12 protein-coding genes and 2 pseudogenes are annotated in these 16,743 nt (G+C 59.9%); 4 read left to right on the top strand and 10 right to left on the bottom strand.

Annotated elements, in window-relative coordinates; translation table 11 throughout:
- Positions 1-168: 168 nt before the first annotated feature.
- Positions 169-688: pseudogene (locus NKI72_RS23290) on the top strand (ATP-binding protein); the annotation flags it as partial.
- Positions 689-855: 167 nt separating this feature from the next.
- Here the strand turns inward: NKI72_RS23290 and NKI72_RS23285 are convergent.
- From NKI72_RS23285 to NKI72_RS23250, 7 genes are all read right to left on the bottom strand, one after another.
- Complete coding sequence (locus NKI72_RS23285) at positions 856-1,110, bottom strand: hypothetical protein (protein WP_352757035.1); 255 nt, start codon at positions 1,108-1,110, stop codon at positions 856-858.
- Positions 1,111-1,200: 90 nt separating this feature from the next.
- Positions 1,201-1,908 (bottom strand): aspartate/glutamate racemase family protein, encoded by a 708-nt coding sequence (locus tag NKI72_RS23280; RefSeq protein ID WP_352757033.1) that lies wholly within the window; start codon positions 1,906-1,908, stop codon positions 1,201-1,203.
- A 148-nt stretch (positions 1,909-2,056) separates the two neighbouring features.
- A complete protein-coding gene (locus NKI72_RS23275) occupies positions 2,057-3,139 on the bottom strand; it encodes a M24 family metallopeptidase (RefSeq protein ID WP_352757031.1) in 1,083 nt (360 codons plus the stop codon).
- Between the two features lie 721 nt (positions 3,140-3,860).
- A complete protein-coding gene (locus NKI72_RS23265) occupies positions 3,861-4,235 on the bottom strand; it encodes a RidA family protein (RefSeq protein WP_352757029.1) in 375 nt (124 codons plus the stop codon).
- Positions 4,236-4,704: 469 nt separating this feature from the next.
- A complete protein-coding gene (locus NKI72_RS23260; RefSeq protein ID WP_352757027.1) occupies positions 4,705-5,961 on the bottom strand; it encodes an NAD(P)/FAD-dependent oxidoreductase in 1,257 nt (418 codons plus the stop codon).
- A 26-nt stretch (positions 5,962-5,987) separates the two neighbouring features.
- Positions 5,988-7,697: a hydantoinase B/oxoprolinase family protein gene (locus NKI72_RS23255; RefSeq protein WP_352757025.1), complete on the bottom strand. Its 1,710-nt coding sequence runs from the start codon at positions 7,695-7,697 to the stop codon at positions 5,988-5,990.
- Between the two features lie 6 nt (positions 7,698-7,703).
- Positions 7,704-9,725: a hydantoinase/oxoprolinase family protein gene (locus NKI72_RS23250; RefSeq protein ID WP_352850969.1), complete on the bottom strand. Its 2,022-nt coding sequence runs from the start codon at positions 9,723-9,725 to the stop codon at positions 7,704-7,706.
- A gap of 162 nt (positions 9,726-9,887) precedes the next feature.
- Between NKI72_RS23250 and NKI72_RS23245 the strand changes: the two genes are divergently transcribed.
- From NKI72_RS23245 to NKI72_RS23235, 3 genes are all read left to right on the top strand, one after another.
- Complete coding sequence (locus NKI72_RS23245; RefSeq protein WP_352757021.1) at positions 9,888-10,799, top strand: LysR family transcriptional regulator; 912 nt, start codon at positions 9,888-9,890, stop codon at positions 10,797-10,799.
- Between the two features lie 582 nt (positions 10,800-11,381).
- Entirely contained in the window at positions 11,382-11,642 is a 261-nt protein-coding gene (locus NKI72_RS23240) for an Ldh family oxidoreductase (RefSeq protein WP_352757019.1), read from the top strand.
- Positions 11,617-11,940: an Ldh family oxidoreductase gene (locus NKI72_RS23235; RefSeq protein ID WP_352757017.1), complete on the top strand. Its 324-nt coding sequence runs from the start codon at positions 11,617-11,619 to the stop codon at positions 11,938-11,940. Before NKI72_RS23240 ends, NKI72_RS23235 begins: the two co-directional genes overlap by 26 nt.
- Before the next feature lie 421 nt (positions 11,941-12,361).
- Here the strand turns inward: NKI72_RS23235 and NKI72_RS23230 are convergent.
- The 3 genes and pseudogenes from NKI72_RS23230 to NKI72_RS23220 all read right to left on the bottom strand — a co-directional run bounded on the left by NKI72_RS23230 (position 12,362) and on the right by NKI72_RS23220 (position 15,615).
- A pseudogene (locus tag NKI72_RS23230) lies at positions 12,362-13,714 on the bottom strand (IS1380 family transposase).
- Between the two features lie 189 nt (positions 13,715-13,903).
- Positions 13,904-15,031 (bottom strand): C45 family autoproteolytic acyltransferase/hydrolase, encoded by a 1,128-nt coding sequence (locus tag NKI72_RS23225; RefSeq protein ID WP_352757015.1) that lies wholly within the window; start codon positions 15,029-15,031, stop codon positions 13,904-13,906.
- A 296-nt stretch (positions 15,032-15,327) separates the two neighbouring features.
- A complete protein-coding gene (locus NKI72_RS23220; RefSeq protein WP_352850972.1) occupies positions 15,328-15,615 on the bottom strand; it encodes a 2Fe-2S iron-sulfur cluster-binding protein in 288 nt (95 codons plus the stop codon).
- Between the last annotated feature and the right edge of the window lie 1,128 nt (positions 15,616-16,743).

The raw sequence follows: 16,743 nt of genomic DNA, 5'->3' as shown, positions 1-16,743 counted from the left end.
GGCGCGTTAATTTAGTCGAGTATCAATCGCGCGGCGACTTCCGTCCAACACAGTTTATCTATTGTCATCATCTAGAAATGAGATGGAGGCTAAGCGGCGCATGTGATCGGTTTTGAGCCTTTTTGCGTGACCGGCCACGCTGGGCGGGCTTTTGGCTGAATAGGTCCTTTGGCCTTCGCCGCCGGCGATATCTGGCTGGATAAAGGCGCAAACCGGCCCGCCCGGTGCCGGCAAAAGCCATCTCGCCTCGGCGATCGGCCTCGCCCTCATCAAGAACACATATAGGGTGGTGTTCACCCGCACCACCGATCTCGTCCATAAGCTGCAGCAGGCCCGCCACGATCTCCCCTTCGAGAACGCGCTCGCCAAGTTCGACAAGTTCGACCTGCTCATCCTTGATGATCTCGCAAACGTCACCGAGGACCAGGCCGAAAACAGCGTGCTCTTCCAGCCCATCTGCTCCTGTCACCACCGGCGATGCTGATCACCGCCAACCAGCCCTTCGGCGAGCGGAGGAAGGTCTTCCCGCACCCCGCCATGACGCTCGCCGCCATCGACCGGCGCGTCAATTACGCCAACCATCTTCGCGATGAATCTCGAAACCTATCGGCGACGCGAGGCAGTCAGGCGGAAACGTCCGGGCCGGCCAACGTCATACGCCACACCCGCCAACATCGCCCCTGATTGACGCACCGCCACAATCAACCTGACAAAGCACTTGCGCCCGCAATTGCAAAAGTAGATGTGAACAATGTCACGTGGCGATGGTGGCAAAGATCGCAGCTGTTGCTGGGGTGATCGTTACTCGACCGGCAGCGATCTACAAGCGTCGCAATCCCGCGATGGGGCAGCGCTCTAAGCAACCAGATTGCGGAGCCTCAAGGAGATGATGAGGAGACTGTTAGCCGGCGCACTTTGAACCTGACTTGCGATCAGACGCATGCTTGACTCCGACGGCGTCAGTTCAGCGTAGCACTTCTTCGAGCTGTAGAACGTCGGGCCGAATGCATAGGCGTTCTTCCTCCGGGTGCCGCAGGGATGAAGGGTAGAGATGAAGACGATCTGCGGCTCCGGATACTTTGGCCTCTTCGCGGGATCTTCCTTCTCCATGCCGAGATCATAGCTAGGAAACTCCAACTCAGAACGATCCGAAAAACTCTCGAGCAGCAAACCAACGAAAGAACCAAATCATGAGTCCTCTCAGGAGATGGACGCGAGGGTCAGCCGACAGAGGTCCGTGATGTCGTAGATGGGCAGCCCTGTGCTAAGGCGTATCGCGGGCGTTACATATGGGAAGCCAGTGCATTCAAACAGGAGCGCCGCGATTTCTGGATGGGCGGCGCGGAGTTGCGCAACGCAGGCTGCCACCTCTGTCTCAATATCGGCGACGTCGGTCGGGATTGGTGGGCGCATCAACGCGTTTCGCAGCAACTTGCCACCTTCGATGCCGCCGATAAGCACCCTCGCCCGATCGGCCGGATCATCGACGCCGAGCAGATCTTCGCCGCAGTGAGTGGAGTCTGCGGTGATGACGGCGAGCTTAGCAGCCCGCGGCAGTTGGCGAAGCAACATTGGTACGAGGAGCAGGCTTGACAGCGCCACAGGGGTATTTACCGACGCGGCCACCGCCGCCTGATGCCGGATAAAGAAGCCGCAGTTTGAAGTTATTGCGACAGCGCCTCGTTCAACTAGGCGTCGGGCAGCAGCTATGCAGGCTGGATCAAACGCCGAGTCGCCGCGAATTACAATATCCGCCCAAGCTCCCTCAACGGTTTCTCGGATAATTGGATAGCCGTAAGTCGCCGGATTCGACATCGAGCCGGGCCGCGGCGTCGACGGCGTGCTCCCAGGCAGCAGCCCCTCTTCGAGCTCGAGGATTCCGAGGGCGCGGCTGCTTTGCAACGTCATGGGTGAAGCTCCTTCAAACCCTGTTCGAATCGACTTGGAGATGCCCCAGCTAGGTGCTCTGCTGGCGAGATTGCAAATCGAGGCAGGGACCATGCTCCCGGCCTGCTGATCATAGACTCGTTCTTCGTCTTGATGGCGCACCACGAGATCATGCGCGATAGATGGCGTTTGATATACCGTCGAGTCTTTCCGCCCCGCGCTCCGTAACCACGACGTGCCCGCTGGTCCCGAACAAGTAGCCGCTTTCGCTGAACAATATGTTTGGTATGTGCAAGGTCATGCCCGTCTCAAGGATATCTTCTGCACCTGGTTCCAAGCTCAAATTACCGCGTTCTGTCCAGTGGATCCCGGTCTGGTATCCGATCCGTTGGCGAATGACTTGCGGGCGCCCAGATCGCTCGAGCACCTTGCGGCAGGCGGCATCCACCTCCCCTGCGGTCACCCCCGGCTTAATCGTGGCGATTGTGGCTTCGAGGGCGTCCACTGCCAAGGCATGCAAAGATTCGGTCTCGGGATGCCGACCAAGCACGGCGCATCGAACCAGCCCTGCGACGTACCCATGCTTCGAGCCGCCACATTCCATGAAGGCCGGCTCGTTCTGTTTGATAGGATCGCGCGTCGGGAGACCATGCGGCAGCTTAGTCCGCTCGCCAAACAGCAAGGCAAAGGGTGTTTGGATTTCGGCGCCAGCTTTTTCGACCTCCGCCTTGATGGCATCGAAAACTTCCGTTTCTGAAACGCCGTCACGTAGTGATGCCTGAAATGTACGTACAGCTAGTTCGGTAGTGCCCATGGCGTCGCGCATGACCGCGAGTTCTAGCTCGTTTTTCACGGCCGCCACTGATCCGACCAACCGAGTCGCATCGGCGATCTTCATGTCGGGGAGCTGTGCCTGCAGAGCACTCACATCAGCCGGTGCGAGGTTCCAGCAGCCGAGCTCAAAACCAATCTTCTGGCGCTTTACGCCAAAGCGACTAAGGACATCGGCGCAGACCTTGGGGAAATCAGCCGCATGGGTATAGGGAACGATCTCTTCTATGCAGCAGTTCGCGCGAACCGACGCCTCGTCGTACGCTCGGACGACAAGTATCGCTGCTCGCCCAGGTACGAGGATCAACGGGAAGGGCCTGAAGTACGCGCCGCGTCCATCAAATCCGGTGAGATACCTAAGATGTCCGTGCGCGGTGACCACGAGGGCATCGAGCTCGGCGCGCGCCACGGCCGCGAGCACTTTTTGCTGCCGGCGCTCATACTCTGATCTCGGGAATGGAACACCGGTCGTAGGAACTGATGAGCTTGTCGTGGCCATATATTACCTCAATTAGTTCGATGCCATTGTGACGGTTCGATCCCGCGAATAGTACGCCCCTGACTGAAGTCGGACGGTGTCACTGCTCCGCGCCCTTGGTTCATCTAGACGATCAATCACCCGGCGGGTTGCGTCAAATGAAGTTTTTATATTGTCGTCATCTAACGGCGAGATGGATTGTTTCGGTTGTCGGCGAGCTTGTCATCCAGATTTCACGCGACGGGCTGATGTGTGACGGTGATGCCGTCGGCAGCCAATATGTCCTCAACCATGCGTAGGCTGAGTGGGAAGCCAAAATACAGCCGGACGGGATGGCGAATCCCTTCGGTAGGAAAGCGATAGCGACTATACAGATGGTGACGAGGATCGCTATCGCTTACTCCAGAATCCACGCACTCGCTTCAGCCAGCCAACGTCGGCGGAGACGCGGCCGGCTCTGGTGAATGGGGATCCGGCACAGCCTCTACGACTGCAAATGCTCAAGGTCTAGACTTTCGCGCAGACCGCAAACAAATCTGCCGCGAGTGTCGCCCTTCATCGATCGGCTAAACAGGGGGGTAGCCTCACAATCCAATTGAGTGTGGCAGCACGAGAGGGCTCTAGGGAACATGGCTGCCACCTGGAAAAGGATCTGCAGCGCCTGTCAAAACTCGAGGACTTCAATATCTCCCGTTGCTGCGGCGACCATTATTTCGACCCGCATTGAAGGATTGCCGAGTTCTACCGCACAACAGCAGCGCGTGGGCGGAGCGAACGGAGCAATCCAATCTTTCCAAACCTGATCCATGCCCGCGAAATCCGCCATGGATGTTACCCATATTTCAGCTGTAAGCAGCCGTGATTTGTCGCTCCCCGCCCGCTTTAAAAGGTCGTCGATCTTAGCTAGGGCCTCACGAGTTTGATCTTCAATACTGCCGCCTTTGTCTGAAAACTGTCCAGATAAGTAACAAGCCCCATTGTATTTTACCAAACGGCTCCGGCGGGCATTGATATCATTCCGCTCAAGTTTCATTTTCATCCTCAATTCTGGTTGGATCTCAAGTCCTGCTCTGCGGCTTCGAGGGCTGAATGTGTGTTCGGGCGGCGCATTGTGTTCGCGATAGCCCTTGTCCGCGAGGGATGCGCTCGAGCGTGTTGCCCAGCATGGCCTCCCTCTTCGGGGATTAGTAACCAGCGTATGGCCATCATAAGGACCCGGGGGCATCTTAACGTGGCGACGAGTTCGCCGCCCTTAGCGTGGACGAGCGTGATGGCGACCGAGGCCTTGACGCCGAACTCATTAGGCCGGTGCGGCTTGCCTTTACCGATACACTCGGCATCCGGCGCACGGAGGCTACAAGGCTGGTCCCCCCGTTGCTGCTGCGGTTGCTTATGCAGGCGGAAGGCAAGCAAGAGCAGCCTTGCGAACTTCGAACCAAGAAAGTTGTTGCCGTGGATCTTGCGACCGATATCACGCACAATGCACCCCAAATATGTGTTGAGCCTGGTCAGCACCCAAAACGGCGGCAAGCATAGGCGTCGGCTTCCGGCGGCATAACTTTTCCCTCGATCAGATTCGCGCTGAGCCTTGCCGAAAGCGGTGCACCGCTCAGTCCCCAATGGCCGTGCCCGAAATTAAGGAACGCGTTGGCGAGGCGCGGCGCACGGTCGATCACGGGAAGGCTGTCAGGGAGCGAGGGGCGCGCACCCATCCATCGGGTGCGATTTCCAACAAGCGGCTCGTCGAACGTTGCCTCTGCCGCGCGAGAAAGCGCCTCGGCCCTGCGCCAGTTTGGCGGCGCATCTGCATCGGCAAGTTCCACCGTGCCGGTGATCTGCAATCCCGTCTCCATGGAGGTCGCGCCGAAGCCGCGACTTCCATTCATGATCTTATGGTTCAGGCGGATGGGGCTTTCGGTGTAGGTGACGTGGTAGCCGCGTTCCGCCACCAAGGGCAGATGCACACCGAGTTGCCGCGCGAAGTCACGCGACCAGACGCCGGCGCAGAGAACCAGCCGATGGAGGGGGAGCGCCCGATCCCGCGTCCGCAACACATGCACCTGACCGTCAGCGGCTTCGAAACCCGTGGCCTCGGCCCGTCGAAATGCGCCGCCGGCTGCGGTGAACTTTTCGAACAGTGTATCGACCAATCGTTTGGGATTGACAGTGTGTCCGTTGCCCGGCAGCAGCGTGGCACGATGGAATCTCCGACTTAGCGACGGCTCCAGTTCGCGCAGTTCATCAGCACCGAAAATGCGGTAAGGGATGCCCAACTCACGTCGCAGGTCCTCGGCAACCAACTCGCTACGACTCGGTGTCGCGGACTCGTATACGTAGAGATAGCCCTGTTCGCGCACGAGATCGGCATAGAGGTCCGGGCCGAGCATGTCGCGATAGCTGTCCAGGCAACCGTCGTGCAGAAATCGCATTCCCCGGGCGGAGCGGCGCGCTGCCTCCCTGCTGCTGGAGCGGATCCAGCGGAGAATCCACGGCAAGGACCGTAGCGCCCAGCCGGGACTGACGGTGACGGGACCATCGGGGTCGAAATACCATTTCGGAATCTTACGCATGATGCCGGGCAAGGCGAAAGGCGTGCACGTGTTCGGCCCTATGGCACCGCCATTGCCGAAGGAGCAACCAGCTGCCGGCCCCTCGCGATCGACCAGCAGGGTACTGTAACCGCGCCGCTGCAACTCAAGGGCCGTCGTTACTCCGACAATACCGGCCCCGAGGACAACCACGTCCGCGATGGAAGTATCAGCCATTCCGGTCAGTCTTTGCGACATCGGTGCTAACCCACCTCTCGCTCGGGGCAGAGCTCGGCGTAGCCATAGACATCTCGCGCCACCGACCCCGAAATCAGCCCGTCCAGAAGATCCGTCTCCACCTTTTCCCGCTCCCGTTGGCGCGGATCTCCGAAACCGCCGCCGGCGGTGGTGTAGAACGTCACCGTGTCACCTCGTTTCAGGCACTCGACGTGACCCATCGCGTATTCGAGCGTCCGCTCATCGGGCATGCCTTCGTTGATCACCCACCGACCGCAGGCTCCGGGCATCCCGCCGGCGAAGCCGCGTGGAGCGACACGGGACTTTTGTGAGGTGTGCGTGAACTCGGCTTCGGGCGCCAAGACCTTGTAAGCGACGGCCTGCCCCATCCCGCCGCGCCGATAACCGGCACCGCCCGAGTCTTGCCGATACTCTCGGCGCAGAAAAAGCACCGGCGATTCAATTTCGGTCGCCTCGATTGGTGGAATCGCGCAATTGGTGACATGACAGGCCATCACGTCGATGCCGTCGAGATCGCTCGTGGCCCCGAGGCCCCCGGGCGTAACCTCGCCGAAACTGAACCACCGACGCGCTTTCGCATCGAAGCCCGACGTGTAGTTATACTGACAGCCGCACGAATCCGCGATGACACGTTCCGGCACCGCCTCCGCTAAAGCACCCATTACGAGATCGACCAGCGAATGACACGTAACCATCCGTTGGTAGACGGCTGCCGGCGGCCGAGCATTGACCAGCGTCCCTTCAGGGGCAATCACCCGAATAGGGAGCTTGCAGCCCTCCGAGTTGGGAAGAGACGGGTCGGTCAGGCAGCGCATCACGTAATAGACAGCGGACATGGTTGTGGACAATGGTGCGTTGACCGGTCCGCGGATCTGAGGATCGGTGCCCGTAAAATCGAACTCGATTTCCTCTCCACTCTTGCGAATTTCCAACCGGAGCCAGTGGGGTCCGCCCGCGTAGCCGTCGTCGAGAATCGGCACCTCGCCGCGATAAATGCCATCGGGGATAGCCGCGATCTCTTGCCGCGAACGCGTCTCGGCGTGGCGGATCAGCTTCTCTACGGCAACGGACATGGTCTCGACGCCATATTCGGTGAAAATCCCGGCGAGCTCGTTACCGCCAGCGACAAGACTGGATAGCTGAGCCAATAGATCGTTCTCCAGCGCCTCAGGAACACGGGTGTTGCGGAGCACCATCTGCAAAACGGCGCTGTTGATCCGACCCCCGTCCACCAATTTGACAGGTGGAATGAGCAGCCCCTCCTGCTGGATATCCACGTTCCAGCCCCGTGTCGCCATGGTCGTGGCGCCGATGTCGAGATGGTGCGCCATCACCCCCGCGAACCCCACTAGGACATTGCCGACGAAGACCGGGGCATACATAACGAAATCGTTGGTATGGGCACTGCCGAGCGACCCTCCACCCAGATACGGATCATTGGTCAGCACCACGTCGCCGGGTCGCCACTCTTCGCTCGGAAGGTGATGATCGAGAATGGCACGCAGGCAGATGCCGACACAATTGAGGTGGATCGGGATGTTGGCCGATTCCGCCAACAGCCGACATTTGGCATCGAACAGCGAGGCGGAGCAGTCCTCCATTTCCTTGATCATAAAGGAGCGTCCGGCACGCACCAGGCGATGCGTGATCTGACTCACGTTGGTGAGCAATTTGTTCTGCAATATTTCAAGGGTGATAGGGTCGACTGTATTCATGATGTTTCAATCCTGGGACTGGACATGCAGGTGTCCGAAGGCATCGCACCGTACCGTCCAGCCGGCCGCCGCGACAAACGTGGAACCGGAGAACTCGACCACTGCGGGCCCTTCGATAAGGTCTGTCTCGCGCAAGCCTTCGGCGCGCCAGATTGTAGCCGTCTGTGGTCCGCTGGCATCCAACCAGACTTCGCGCTTGCCTTGCGGCCCGACGAGCTTCGGATCGGCCTGACGGGACCAATCCCGGCGCGGCAGCCTGCCGACGGCGCTTACGCGCAAATTGATCACCTGTAACGGCTCGTTGAGCATACGATAGCCGTAGACATGGTGATGCTCGGCGTTGAATGCCTCGATCAATCCGTCGAATTCGTCAAAGTCCAAAAGAGGCAGGTTGAGTTCGTGGCTTTGCCCTGTGTAGCGGACATCGATGCTCGGCAGTAGAAGCGGCTCCATGTCGTCGCGCGCCTCATCCGTAAGCCACTTCGACCCGGTCTCCAGAAGTTCCGATAAACGACCGCGGAGCTCCTCGGGAGACAGCGCGGACAGATCCTTGACGAGGCTAAGAACGAAGTCGTGGGACAAGTCGGCGCTCAGCATGCCCAATGCGGACATGTTGCCCGGCGCGCAGGGAACGACGGCCCGTCGAATGCCGAGTTCCCGCGCTAGGCCGAGCACATGAAGCGGTCCGGCGCCGCCAAAGCCAATAAGCGTCATGCCGCGGGGATCCACTCCTTTTTTGACCGACGAGAGCTTGATCGCATTGACCATGTGCGACTCGCTGATCGACAGTATCCCCATCGCCGCGTCCATCAGTTCCAGGCCGAGGCGGTCCGCTAGATTGCCGATGGCCTGGCGCGCGAGACCCACGTCAAGCCTGCCCGCCCCGGCCAGAAACCAGTCCGGATTGAGACGACCGAGCACGAGATTGGCATCCGTCACGGTCGGAGCAGTCCCGCCTTTGCCGTAACAAGCAGGCCCCGGCTCGGCGCCAGCGCTCCTCGGCCCGACCTTGAGTGCTCCCGCCGCATCGATCCAAGCGACGGAACCTCCGCCAGCACCAACCGTCACGAGATCGAGCGTCGGCAGCTTCACCGGCATGCCGGCGACGGTGCTTCTCGTGGTCAGGGTTGGCTTTCCGTTGGAGATCAGCGAAACGTCGGAGCTGGTTCCTCCCATATCGAACGTGATGATGTCGGCAAGCTCGGCCCTACGGGCAATGACCGCCGAGCCGATGATCCCGCCCATCGGACCCGAGTGAGTGAGAGCCACCGGCTTCTCCTTGGCCGCTTCAAAGCTCATGATCCCGCCATTGGCGCGCATGATATGCGGTGCCGAACGCAGTCCCGCCTGACGTAGCGCGCTTTCCAGGTGATCCAGATGCTCGCCGATGGGTTTCATGACGAATGCGTTGGCGACTGTGGTGGACGTGCGCTCGTACTCCCGAAATTCACGAAGGATTTCGGAGGACACCGAGAGGCGCAGTTCGGGGAATTCCTCCCGCGCGATCTCGGCGATACGCTGTTCGTGTACGGGATTGACGTAGGAGTTGAGTAGACAAATGGCGACGGTGTCGACTGCCGCCTCGACGACCTTCGTGAGATTGCGGCGAACGCTCTCCTCATCGAGCGGTTCAACGACGCGACCTGCGCTGTCGATCCGCTCCCGGACCCCCAACCGCAGGCGCCGTGGGACAAGTGGGGTGGCCGGACGCCACCTCAGATCGTAGATATTATCGTTCCGGAAGGCACGTCCCATGGCGAGCACATCGCGGAAATTCTCCGTGGTTATAAGAGCCACAGGCACCGCGTCACGCTCTATTATGAGGTTGGTCACGAGCGTGGTGCCGTAAACGAACCGCTCTACGTCTTCGAGACGGCGCGATGCTCGCGTTAGCGCTGCTTTGGCTCCTTCCATTACTCCGGACGAGAGCTGACCCGGCGTTGTCGGTACCTTGTGGGTAAAGAGGGCCTTTCGGTCACTGTCTATGATGACGATATCGGTGTGCGTGCCGCCGGTATCGACGCTCATCAGGATTCCCATGAAGCACTTTGCCTTTCTCGAACGTCAAAGGGGACTTTCTAAAAGGCGTAAGTGCGAAGCCGGCGTCGATCAAATGGCGAATTCTCAACCCGATATAACCGCAGGTTAAGTGCTGTTTGCCTGGCGCGTGGTCATTGAGTAAGGTGCTCCATGGCTGTTCACCTCAATTTCCGACAAATTTCCGTTTTGCACGCGATTGTCAGGGGTGGAAGCGCCTCGGCCGCAGCCGAAAGCCTGCACGTAAGCCAACCTGCGGTAAGCAAGCTTGTGGCTGCGACCGAAGCCGAACTCGGTTATCGCCTGTTCCGCCGCTCGGGCCGACGGCTGGAACCCACGACGGAAGCTGTAGCGCTGATGCCGCACATAGAGCGTGTGCTGAGCGAGATGGGCCGTCTGCGACGCAGTGCCGAAGTCATAGGTCGGGGAACGGCCGGGACTGTCAGCGTTTCAGGAAACTACACACTGATTTCTGCGGTAGCTGCAGAAGCAGCCATTCGCTTTCGCGAAATTCATCCCGACGTTGCGTTGTCCCTTTTGATCCTATCGCCGCAAGATGTCGTGGCAAGCGTGATTACAAGACAAGTCGACATCGGTCTCGCGTATGGACCACTGCATAACTCGCAACTGGAGATCGAGGACATCGGCCGCTGGTCATGCGTGTGTGTATTTCCGCGAACACATCGATTGGAACCAGTGAAGGAGGTGGGTCCGAGCGACCTGCTGGAGGAGTCGATCCTGACATACTCGGATTCGTCGCCAACCGGCATTGCAATTCGCCAGCTGTTCGAACGGGCCCAACTGGATCTTCGGACGACTTTTGTTTTGGGCAACACGCCAATGATTTTGGACTTGGTCCGACGCGGGCAAGGGGTCGGTCTGATCGACGCGTTCAGTCCCTTCGCGCGCGGCTACCCAGAGCTGATTGCCCGCCCCTTGCGTCCTCAGATCGAGAACGTGCCTAAGCTATTGACCTACAAATCCACGCCCCCCGAGGGGACTGTCCCGACGCTCATCGAGTGCATCCGAAGTATCGCAAGCAACCTTCAGACGAACGCCGACTAATCATAATCACCAAAGATCCGCAACTTCTCTGCCTTTCGGGCTAAGCAGTTCCACCGCTGTCGTTTTGGGCAGCGTTGGCAATATTGCGCATTTGTGACGGAGGGAAATCTCTACCTTTTTGCCAGCGCCCACATAGTCTATCGGTCACAATCGGGTCAATCCCCGGGCCAAGCCGGCCGCCAGTCGGTTTATTCGTCGACCCTCTGATCTCCATGGTAAGGTTCTTGACCGAATTAAAGCTGCCGGGAGGACAAATTTTCGATAGTCATTAACAGAAAGTTTACCGAAAGCTAGATGCATTCCGCGCGTGGCAATCCACGCTGATCGAAAACGCTGTCGGGGCGCCGACATCGTGACATGCGACAAGACCATCGCTGACGCGGTATTCGCACAAGGCCGGTCAAGCCGGCGGGGAAGCGAAATGTTCGAACAGGAGGCAGCAAGGTGCCAAAATACCGATATGGCGATGTACTCGACTTTTCGATCTGCTTGCTCGAGTGTGCCGAACTGCCTTCGGACACGGCCTAGGTCGTCGGCTCGCTGTTCCTCGAAGCTGACCTGCTCGGCTAATTGCCGCGTGGCATGCAACGCCTGCCGACCAAAGTCGAATGGCTGCTCAAAGGCGAAACCAACAAGGAGGGCGAACACCGAGTCGTGGCCTCGGCCCGGACCTGCGAGACCTGGGAGGCCGAGATCCTTCCCGGCCCCCGGATCACCGCCAAGGCCGTTGACAGGGCATGCGACATGGCGGTGGAAACGGGAACAGGCACGGTGGTCGTGCGCCGCGCACAGCATGTCGCCTGTCTGGCGAGTTACCTTGAGCACGCAACCAGCGCGGGATGATGGTCATCATGACTGCAAGCACACCCCGGAAGCCGTCGTCGTTCCTCATGGTGGTTTGAGCCGTATCTTTTCCTGCAACCCCATCGCTGCGGGAATGCCGACTGATGGGCATCCCATCCTGATCCACGCGACGGCGGCGATGTCCGCGCAGGGGCCGGTCAATCGGTGCTACCGCCTTGGGCAGAAGCTTCCGCTTCCCATGATCGTTTCACCGGTCCGACAGGTGAGCGACGATCCAGCCGAATTCGTCGAAAGGGACGGTGGCATCCTGCCCTTCGGCGGAGTGGAGCAGGGCTAGAAGGGGTTCGGGCTGGCCTTGCTCACGGAAGCGCTGTCGAGCGTGCCGGGTGGCTTCGGCCGATCGCAACAAAGCGACGTAAGCGAAGCGAATGGTGTGTTTGGTTCAAGCCATAGACCCGGACCACTTTGCTGGCCGCAGCACCTTCGAACGCGAGATGGTCTGGCTGGCCGAGCAATGCCGATCGAGCGCAGTTGTTCCCCGGGCAAGCCTCGGTTCGAGTTCCAGGTGATCGCGCCCTTGCACGAAAGCGCGATCAGCTCGAAAACGGCATGGAGCTTGTTGATACCATTGTCGAAGACATTCGCCCCTGGGCCATCAGGCTGGATTGGCGTTTCCGGAAGCGAATGCTGCATGACCACGCTTGGGGAGCAGGCCGCGTATCTCGCGCCCTGTTCGACCTCCGTCTGGGCCCCATTGTTTATGTCGCGAGTTGCGGGTTGCGACTGAGGACAATGCGCAGGATGCGCTGGTCCGGGCAGGATGTCGGCAGGTGCAGGCGGATCTGGGTTTTCATGTCGACCACGCGCGCGGCGATCTTGATGAGGCGCAAACGCAGCGTGTCGGACTGCGCGACGGCGAAGCCCGAGCGTTTCGGCATCGCGGCGCGCAGGCCCACATGAGCCAATAGGCGCCGGCATGCAGGAACAACCGGAATTGGTTGGCCGTCGCTCTTGTGCAGGAGGTGCGGTCGGCGGCGAGATGCGTCTTCCACAACGTGATGTGGTTCTCGGCAGCGCCGCGCCGGCAGTAGAAGGCCTTGACACCTGCAAGGTTGGTGGCGATGAAGCGGGTATCGGCGCTTTGGGCGCCGACCTCGACCCGCGCGATGATGCGCTCGACGCGGCTCCAGCTGCCGGCGCCGTCCACGAATTCCTTGAACCTGCGGACCTTGCCCGTCTTCGATGACGTTTCAAAGCGCGCCAGCGTGCTGGTTTCCAGCTCCGCGACATGCTTGCGCAAGGTCGTGGTGAGCGCCAGGCCGAGGACGAAATCGATGTCGTTGGCGCGGCACCAGTCGATGACCTGCGGACTGCAATAATGGCTGTCGGCCCGGATCAGGAGCCGGGTGTTCGGCCAATTGCTCCGGATCGCCCGCACGAGGCGGCGCAGGGGGGGCGGATTTTCTGCCCCACTCGGCCGCTTGGCCGGTCGCAGGATCGCGCTGACGAACCGTCCCGCGCCATCGAACACCACGATCGGCTGGAGCCGTATTCGTCGTCATGGGCATTGAACAGGCGCAATTGCTGGCCGCCATGCACGGCGTCAAAGGTGTCGTCAATGTCGAGCACGATCCGCTCGGAACCTGGCGGAAGGAAGCACAATAAAGGTCGACCATCGCCCGGCCCATAGCGACCAGTTCCCGCACCCCGGGCAAGTTCTCCAGCCGGCACATCGTCGACTGGCAGGTCAGATCCCGACCCGAAGGCAGCGCGTCCTGGGCCATCTTGAAGACCGGGTCGGAGCGTAGCCGGTTGGCATCGTTGCCATCCTCATAGCCGGCGGCAATCATCTTCATGGGAAAGCCGATCATGTCGGCAAAGCTGTGGACGACCTGGTCTCGGCAGCGCGGATCATCGATGCAGCGCGCCAGACGGTCGGCCATCCGCAGTCGTTTCTCCACTTCGGCCAGAGCCAGAACGCCACTGTTGGACGACAGCATGCCGCCGTCGAAACGGGCGACCACGGACTTGCCGCCGACAGCTGCTGCTTGCGCCGTAGCGCGACTAGCGACGGAAGACAGCGCGCCGCTCGCAACGGCGGACGACGTCATCTGTAGGAAATGTCTGCGATCGATCCGAAAGCTTATTCATGTTCTCCCTCTGTGTTGCCCGTCCGCAGACGGGACCTTTTGCAATCCAGTCCACAGCGCTGATTTCAGGCAGCCAGCGCCGCCTCGCCCAAGTTCACCCAAGAATTATGCCGAGGAAGAAACTGGGTTGAGCGTTCTAACCTATTGGAATCAAGCGATGAAGTTGCTTGATTGCGGCAGGCTCCCCATAATCCCGGTGCTCCACATGATTTCAGAAATTGCCGGCAGGACGACTTTTCGATAGCCATTCATGGAAGGCTTACCGGAAGCCAGGTGCATTTCCCCGCGACCGCAATCCATGATAATCGAAAACGCTGTCTCGGTTGGTTCGTCCGCCGACGCGGTCTTGCAGACAGCATTGGGCGCGCCCGTTTCGTCGCAGAGCACTCGCTTCACGCCTTCCACGCTCAACTCCTCGCCTGAGAGGGCGCCTTGGAGCGCCGCAAGTCGTGCAGCCGACGAGGGGTAGATGCCACGTAGCGCATCCTGATTTTCCTCGTTACGCGTTGTGGATAGCAACGAATTGTTGGTGTGGAGATAGGTATCTGCCGGCGGCAGGAAATTTGCGCCGCTCTTCGCCGACACTTCCGCGGCGGCGATTTCCCCCGTCCGGCCACCGATCAGGTAGGAACGGCCACCCATATGCGGGAGCGCCGCAAGCGCGTCGGCGGCGGATTCGACGTCGGGCATCGCCAATAGGATCCGGCGCACGATTTGGCTTGGGATGCCGTCCCTGTATCCATTGAGAACGAGGTCGTTGTTGACCAGCGCAAGACCATGCCGATTCATTCCAACCCAGCCAAGACCACCGAATGAGGCGACAACCGCGAACTCGAAAGCGTTCCGGGAGAAGTGCAGAAAGAGACCAAGTTCGGCGTGCTTCTGAACTGGCGCATCCCAGTTCTGAGCAGCAATCGCCCCCGTTTTGGTCTTCAGTGCGATCGCGCTGCATCCACTGTCGCTGTCGCGCTTGAAGAGCTCGAACCCACTGCGCAGGACGAGATCGGATAGCGGCTGACCAGCACCCTCGGCGATCCCTATGATTTCCTCGGCTGTGTCAGGCGATATCGCCCGAACTGCCTCAAATGCCGCGACGGCACGTCGGCCCGCCGCGGACCGCTCGGTTGCTGGTAGCGCGCCGACGTCCCGCGCAAGAACACCAGCGATTTCATTCTGGAACCGAACCCCATGGGCAACGCCTCGCTCATAAGGCGTGCCGACCAGGATCACTACTGGCATCTCCGTTTTTTGCATCTCAAAACGCTCGGCGATCCGCATGGAAGACGCGCAGAGCACACCAATCTGGTCCAGCCGTGTGCCGAAGGCTTGCCAGACCGTTGTGCGAGGCCTGACGTCGATATTCCCAATAAGGGCATCGACTGCCTGATATGCGTTTTGAGCCCGGCGCGCGTCGAACCCGTATATGCATTCGGCCCCGCGGAAGAATTCGGGGCCTGCGGTAGATCTGATCGCCCGACGAGTCGTTCTCATCGATCACAGTTCGGCGCAGTCCCGCACGTACAAGCCGTTCGGCCGGCCGTATGCTCGCCAGTCCAGCGCCCACGACCACGACTTCAGGTATCGCAGTGAGTCGCAAATAACATAAACATGTTGCCAGCAACCAGGATCGAACAGGCACGCACCCGCACATCTTTTGCTTTCACCCAGCAGTCCTGACACACCGCATTAGAGAAAAGCCGCACGAAGCCATCGCCAAGTTCGAATTTGCGTACCCTTGCGGACCGGGTCAGTGCCGCAGCCAGAAGCGTATCGCCGGCTCGTGCTGCGTGGGGTTGACCATCGACACTGCACCGATTGGTTGGCCGGCGCTCTTCGTCGCACCCGCAACAATGGTCCCGAATCGTGATCTACCACCTATCTTGTGCCGAGTTTCCAATAATGGCTTATGGGTATCACCGCATTGTGGTATTTACAAGGGCAAGTTTTCACATGGTGATATTTTTCATGGAGTAACCAGCTCGATCATTTTCTTGGCAAGATAATAGATGGCAGACTCAAGACCTTTTTCTGAACACAGCGCCGAGGACCACCTCCTCCACAACCCGCCGCCGCCGCTTTGTGGCGGGCGCGGGGCTTTCTTGGTGCTCGTCCTGACGAAGCTCATCACATCGCCGGTGGGCCGCGGGGCACACGCATCCGATGCCCCGAGAACGAGACGATGCTCGCCTACCTAGAGCGCTTGGGCTGCAATCCAGTCGTCGTCCCTGGGACGCGGGGCCTTCGAGCCGGGCCAGATCGATTCGATGGTCACGAATCTCAGCCACGTGATCTATCCTTTCCATGAACCCACAACGCTACCAGATGCTCTCACCCGCGCTTGATGAGCCAGAGCGCGGATCAGCTGGTGGATGACTGAGCATCGTCCGATGTGTTCTGGAGATACAAGTAGCGAGGTCATGGTCTTCCAGCGCCTTAGGCTTGAGGCGCTCACCCCGTGGCGGAGCCATATTGGTCTTGGGCCAAGTCTTCTCTCTCGATGAACACCAGGCCGGAGGCGTCGCTCCGGCCCTGAGGTGATCCCATTGCGCCCGCCTTCACACTATGTCAGGCCGGTCCTGCTCAGCTACGATCACCCGGCGGCAGACTCTCCGCCACGATCGGTGGCTTCTCCGCTTCCGACCGTTGCCCGCGCTCCCGTCGGGTCTGGTAGCCGACCGGTACAGCCTTCGCTTGAAACGTCCAATTGGATGCCCATTTTGCCGTCTCGTTCCATGCACGACTAGGTCAAGCCGGCCAGGAGGGGATTAAGTGAGCGCTTATGGTGAAGGAGCTGCTGTCGTTTGATCGCTTTTCTGTCGACGGCGGCTATTCGAAGCCTGGGCGTCTATGAAGAGCGCAACGCCGAAGGGCCTGCCTTCACGCGGTCAAACGAGACCCCGATGCGCGGCTCTACAAGAAGGGGAACGCAAGGAAGGGGAGCTGTGTTTCATCGGGCACGGGGTGTTGGAGAACAGTCATTGCCTTTGCTC

It is taken from the genome of Mesorhizobium sp. M0437, assembly GCF_040321335.1.
Lineage (GTDB): Bacteria > Pseudomonadota > Alphaproteobacteria > Rhizobiales > Rhizobiaceae > Mesorhizobium.
This window is presented reverse-complemented; position numbering and strand designations above follow the sequence as displayed.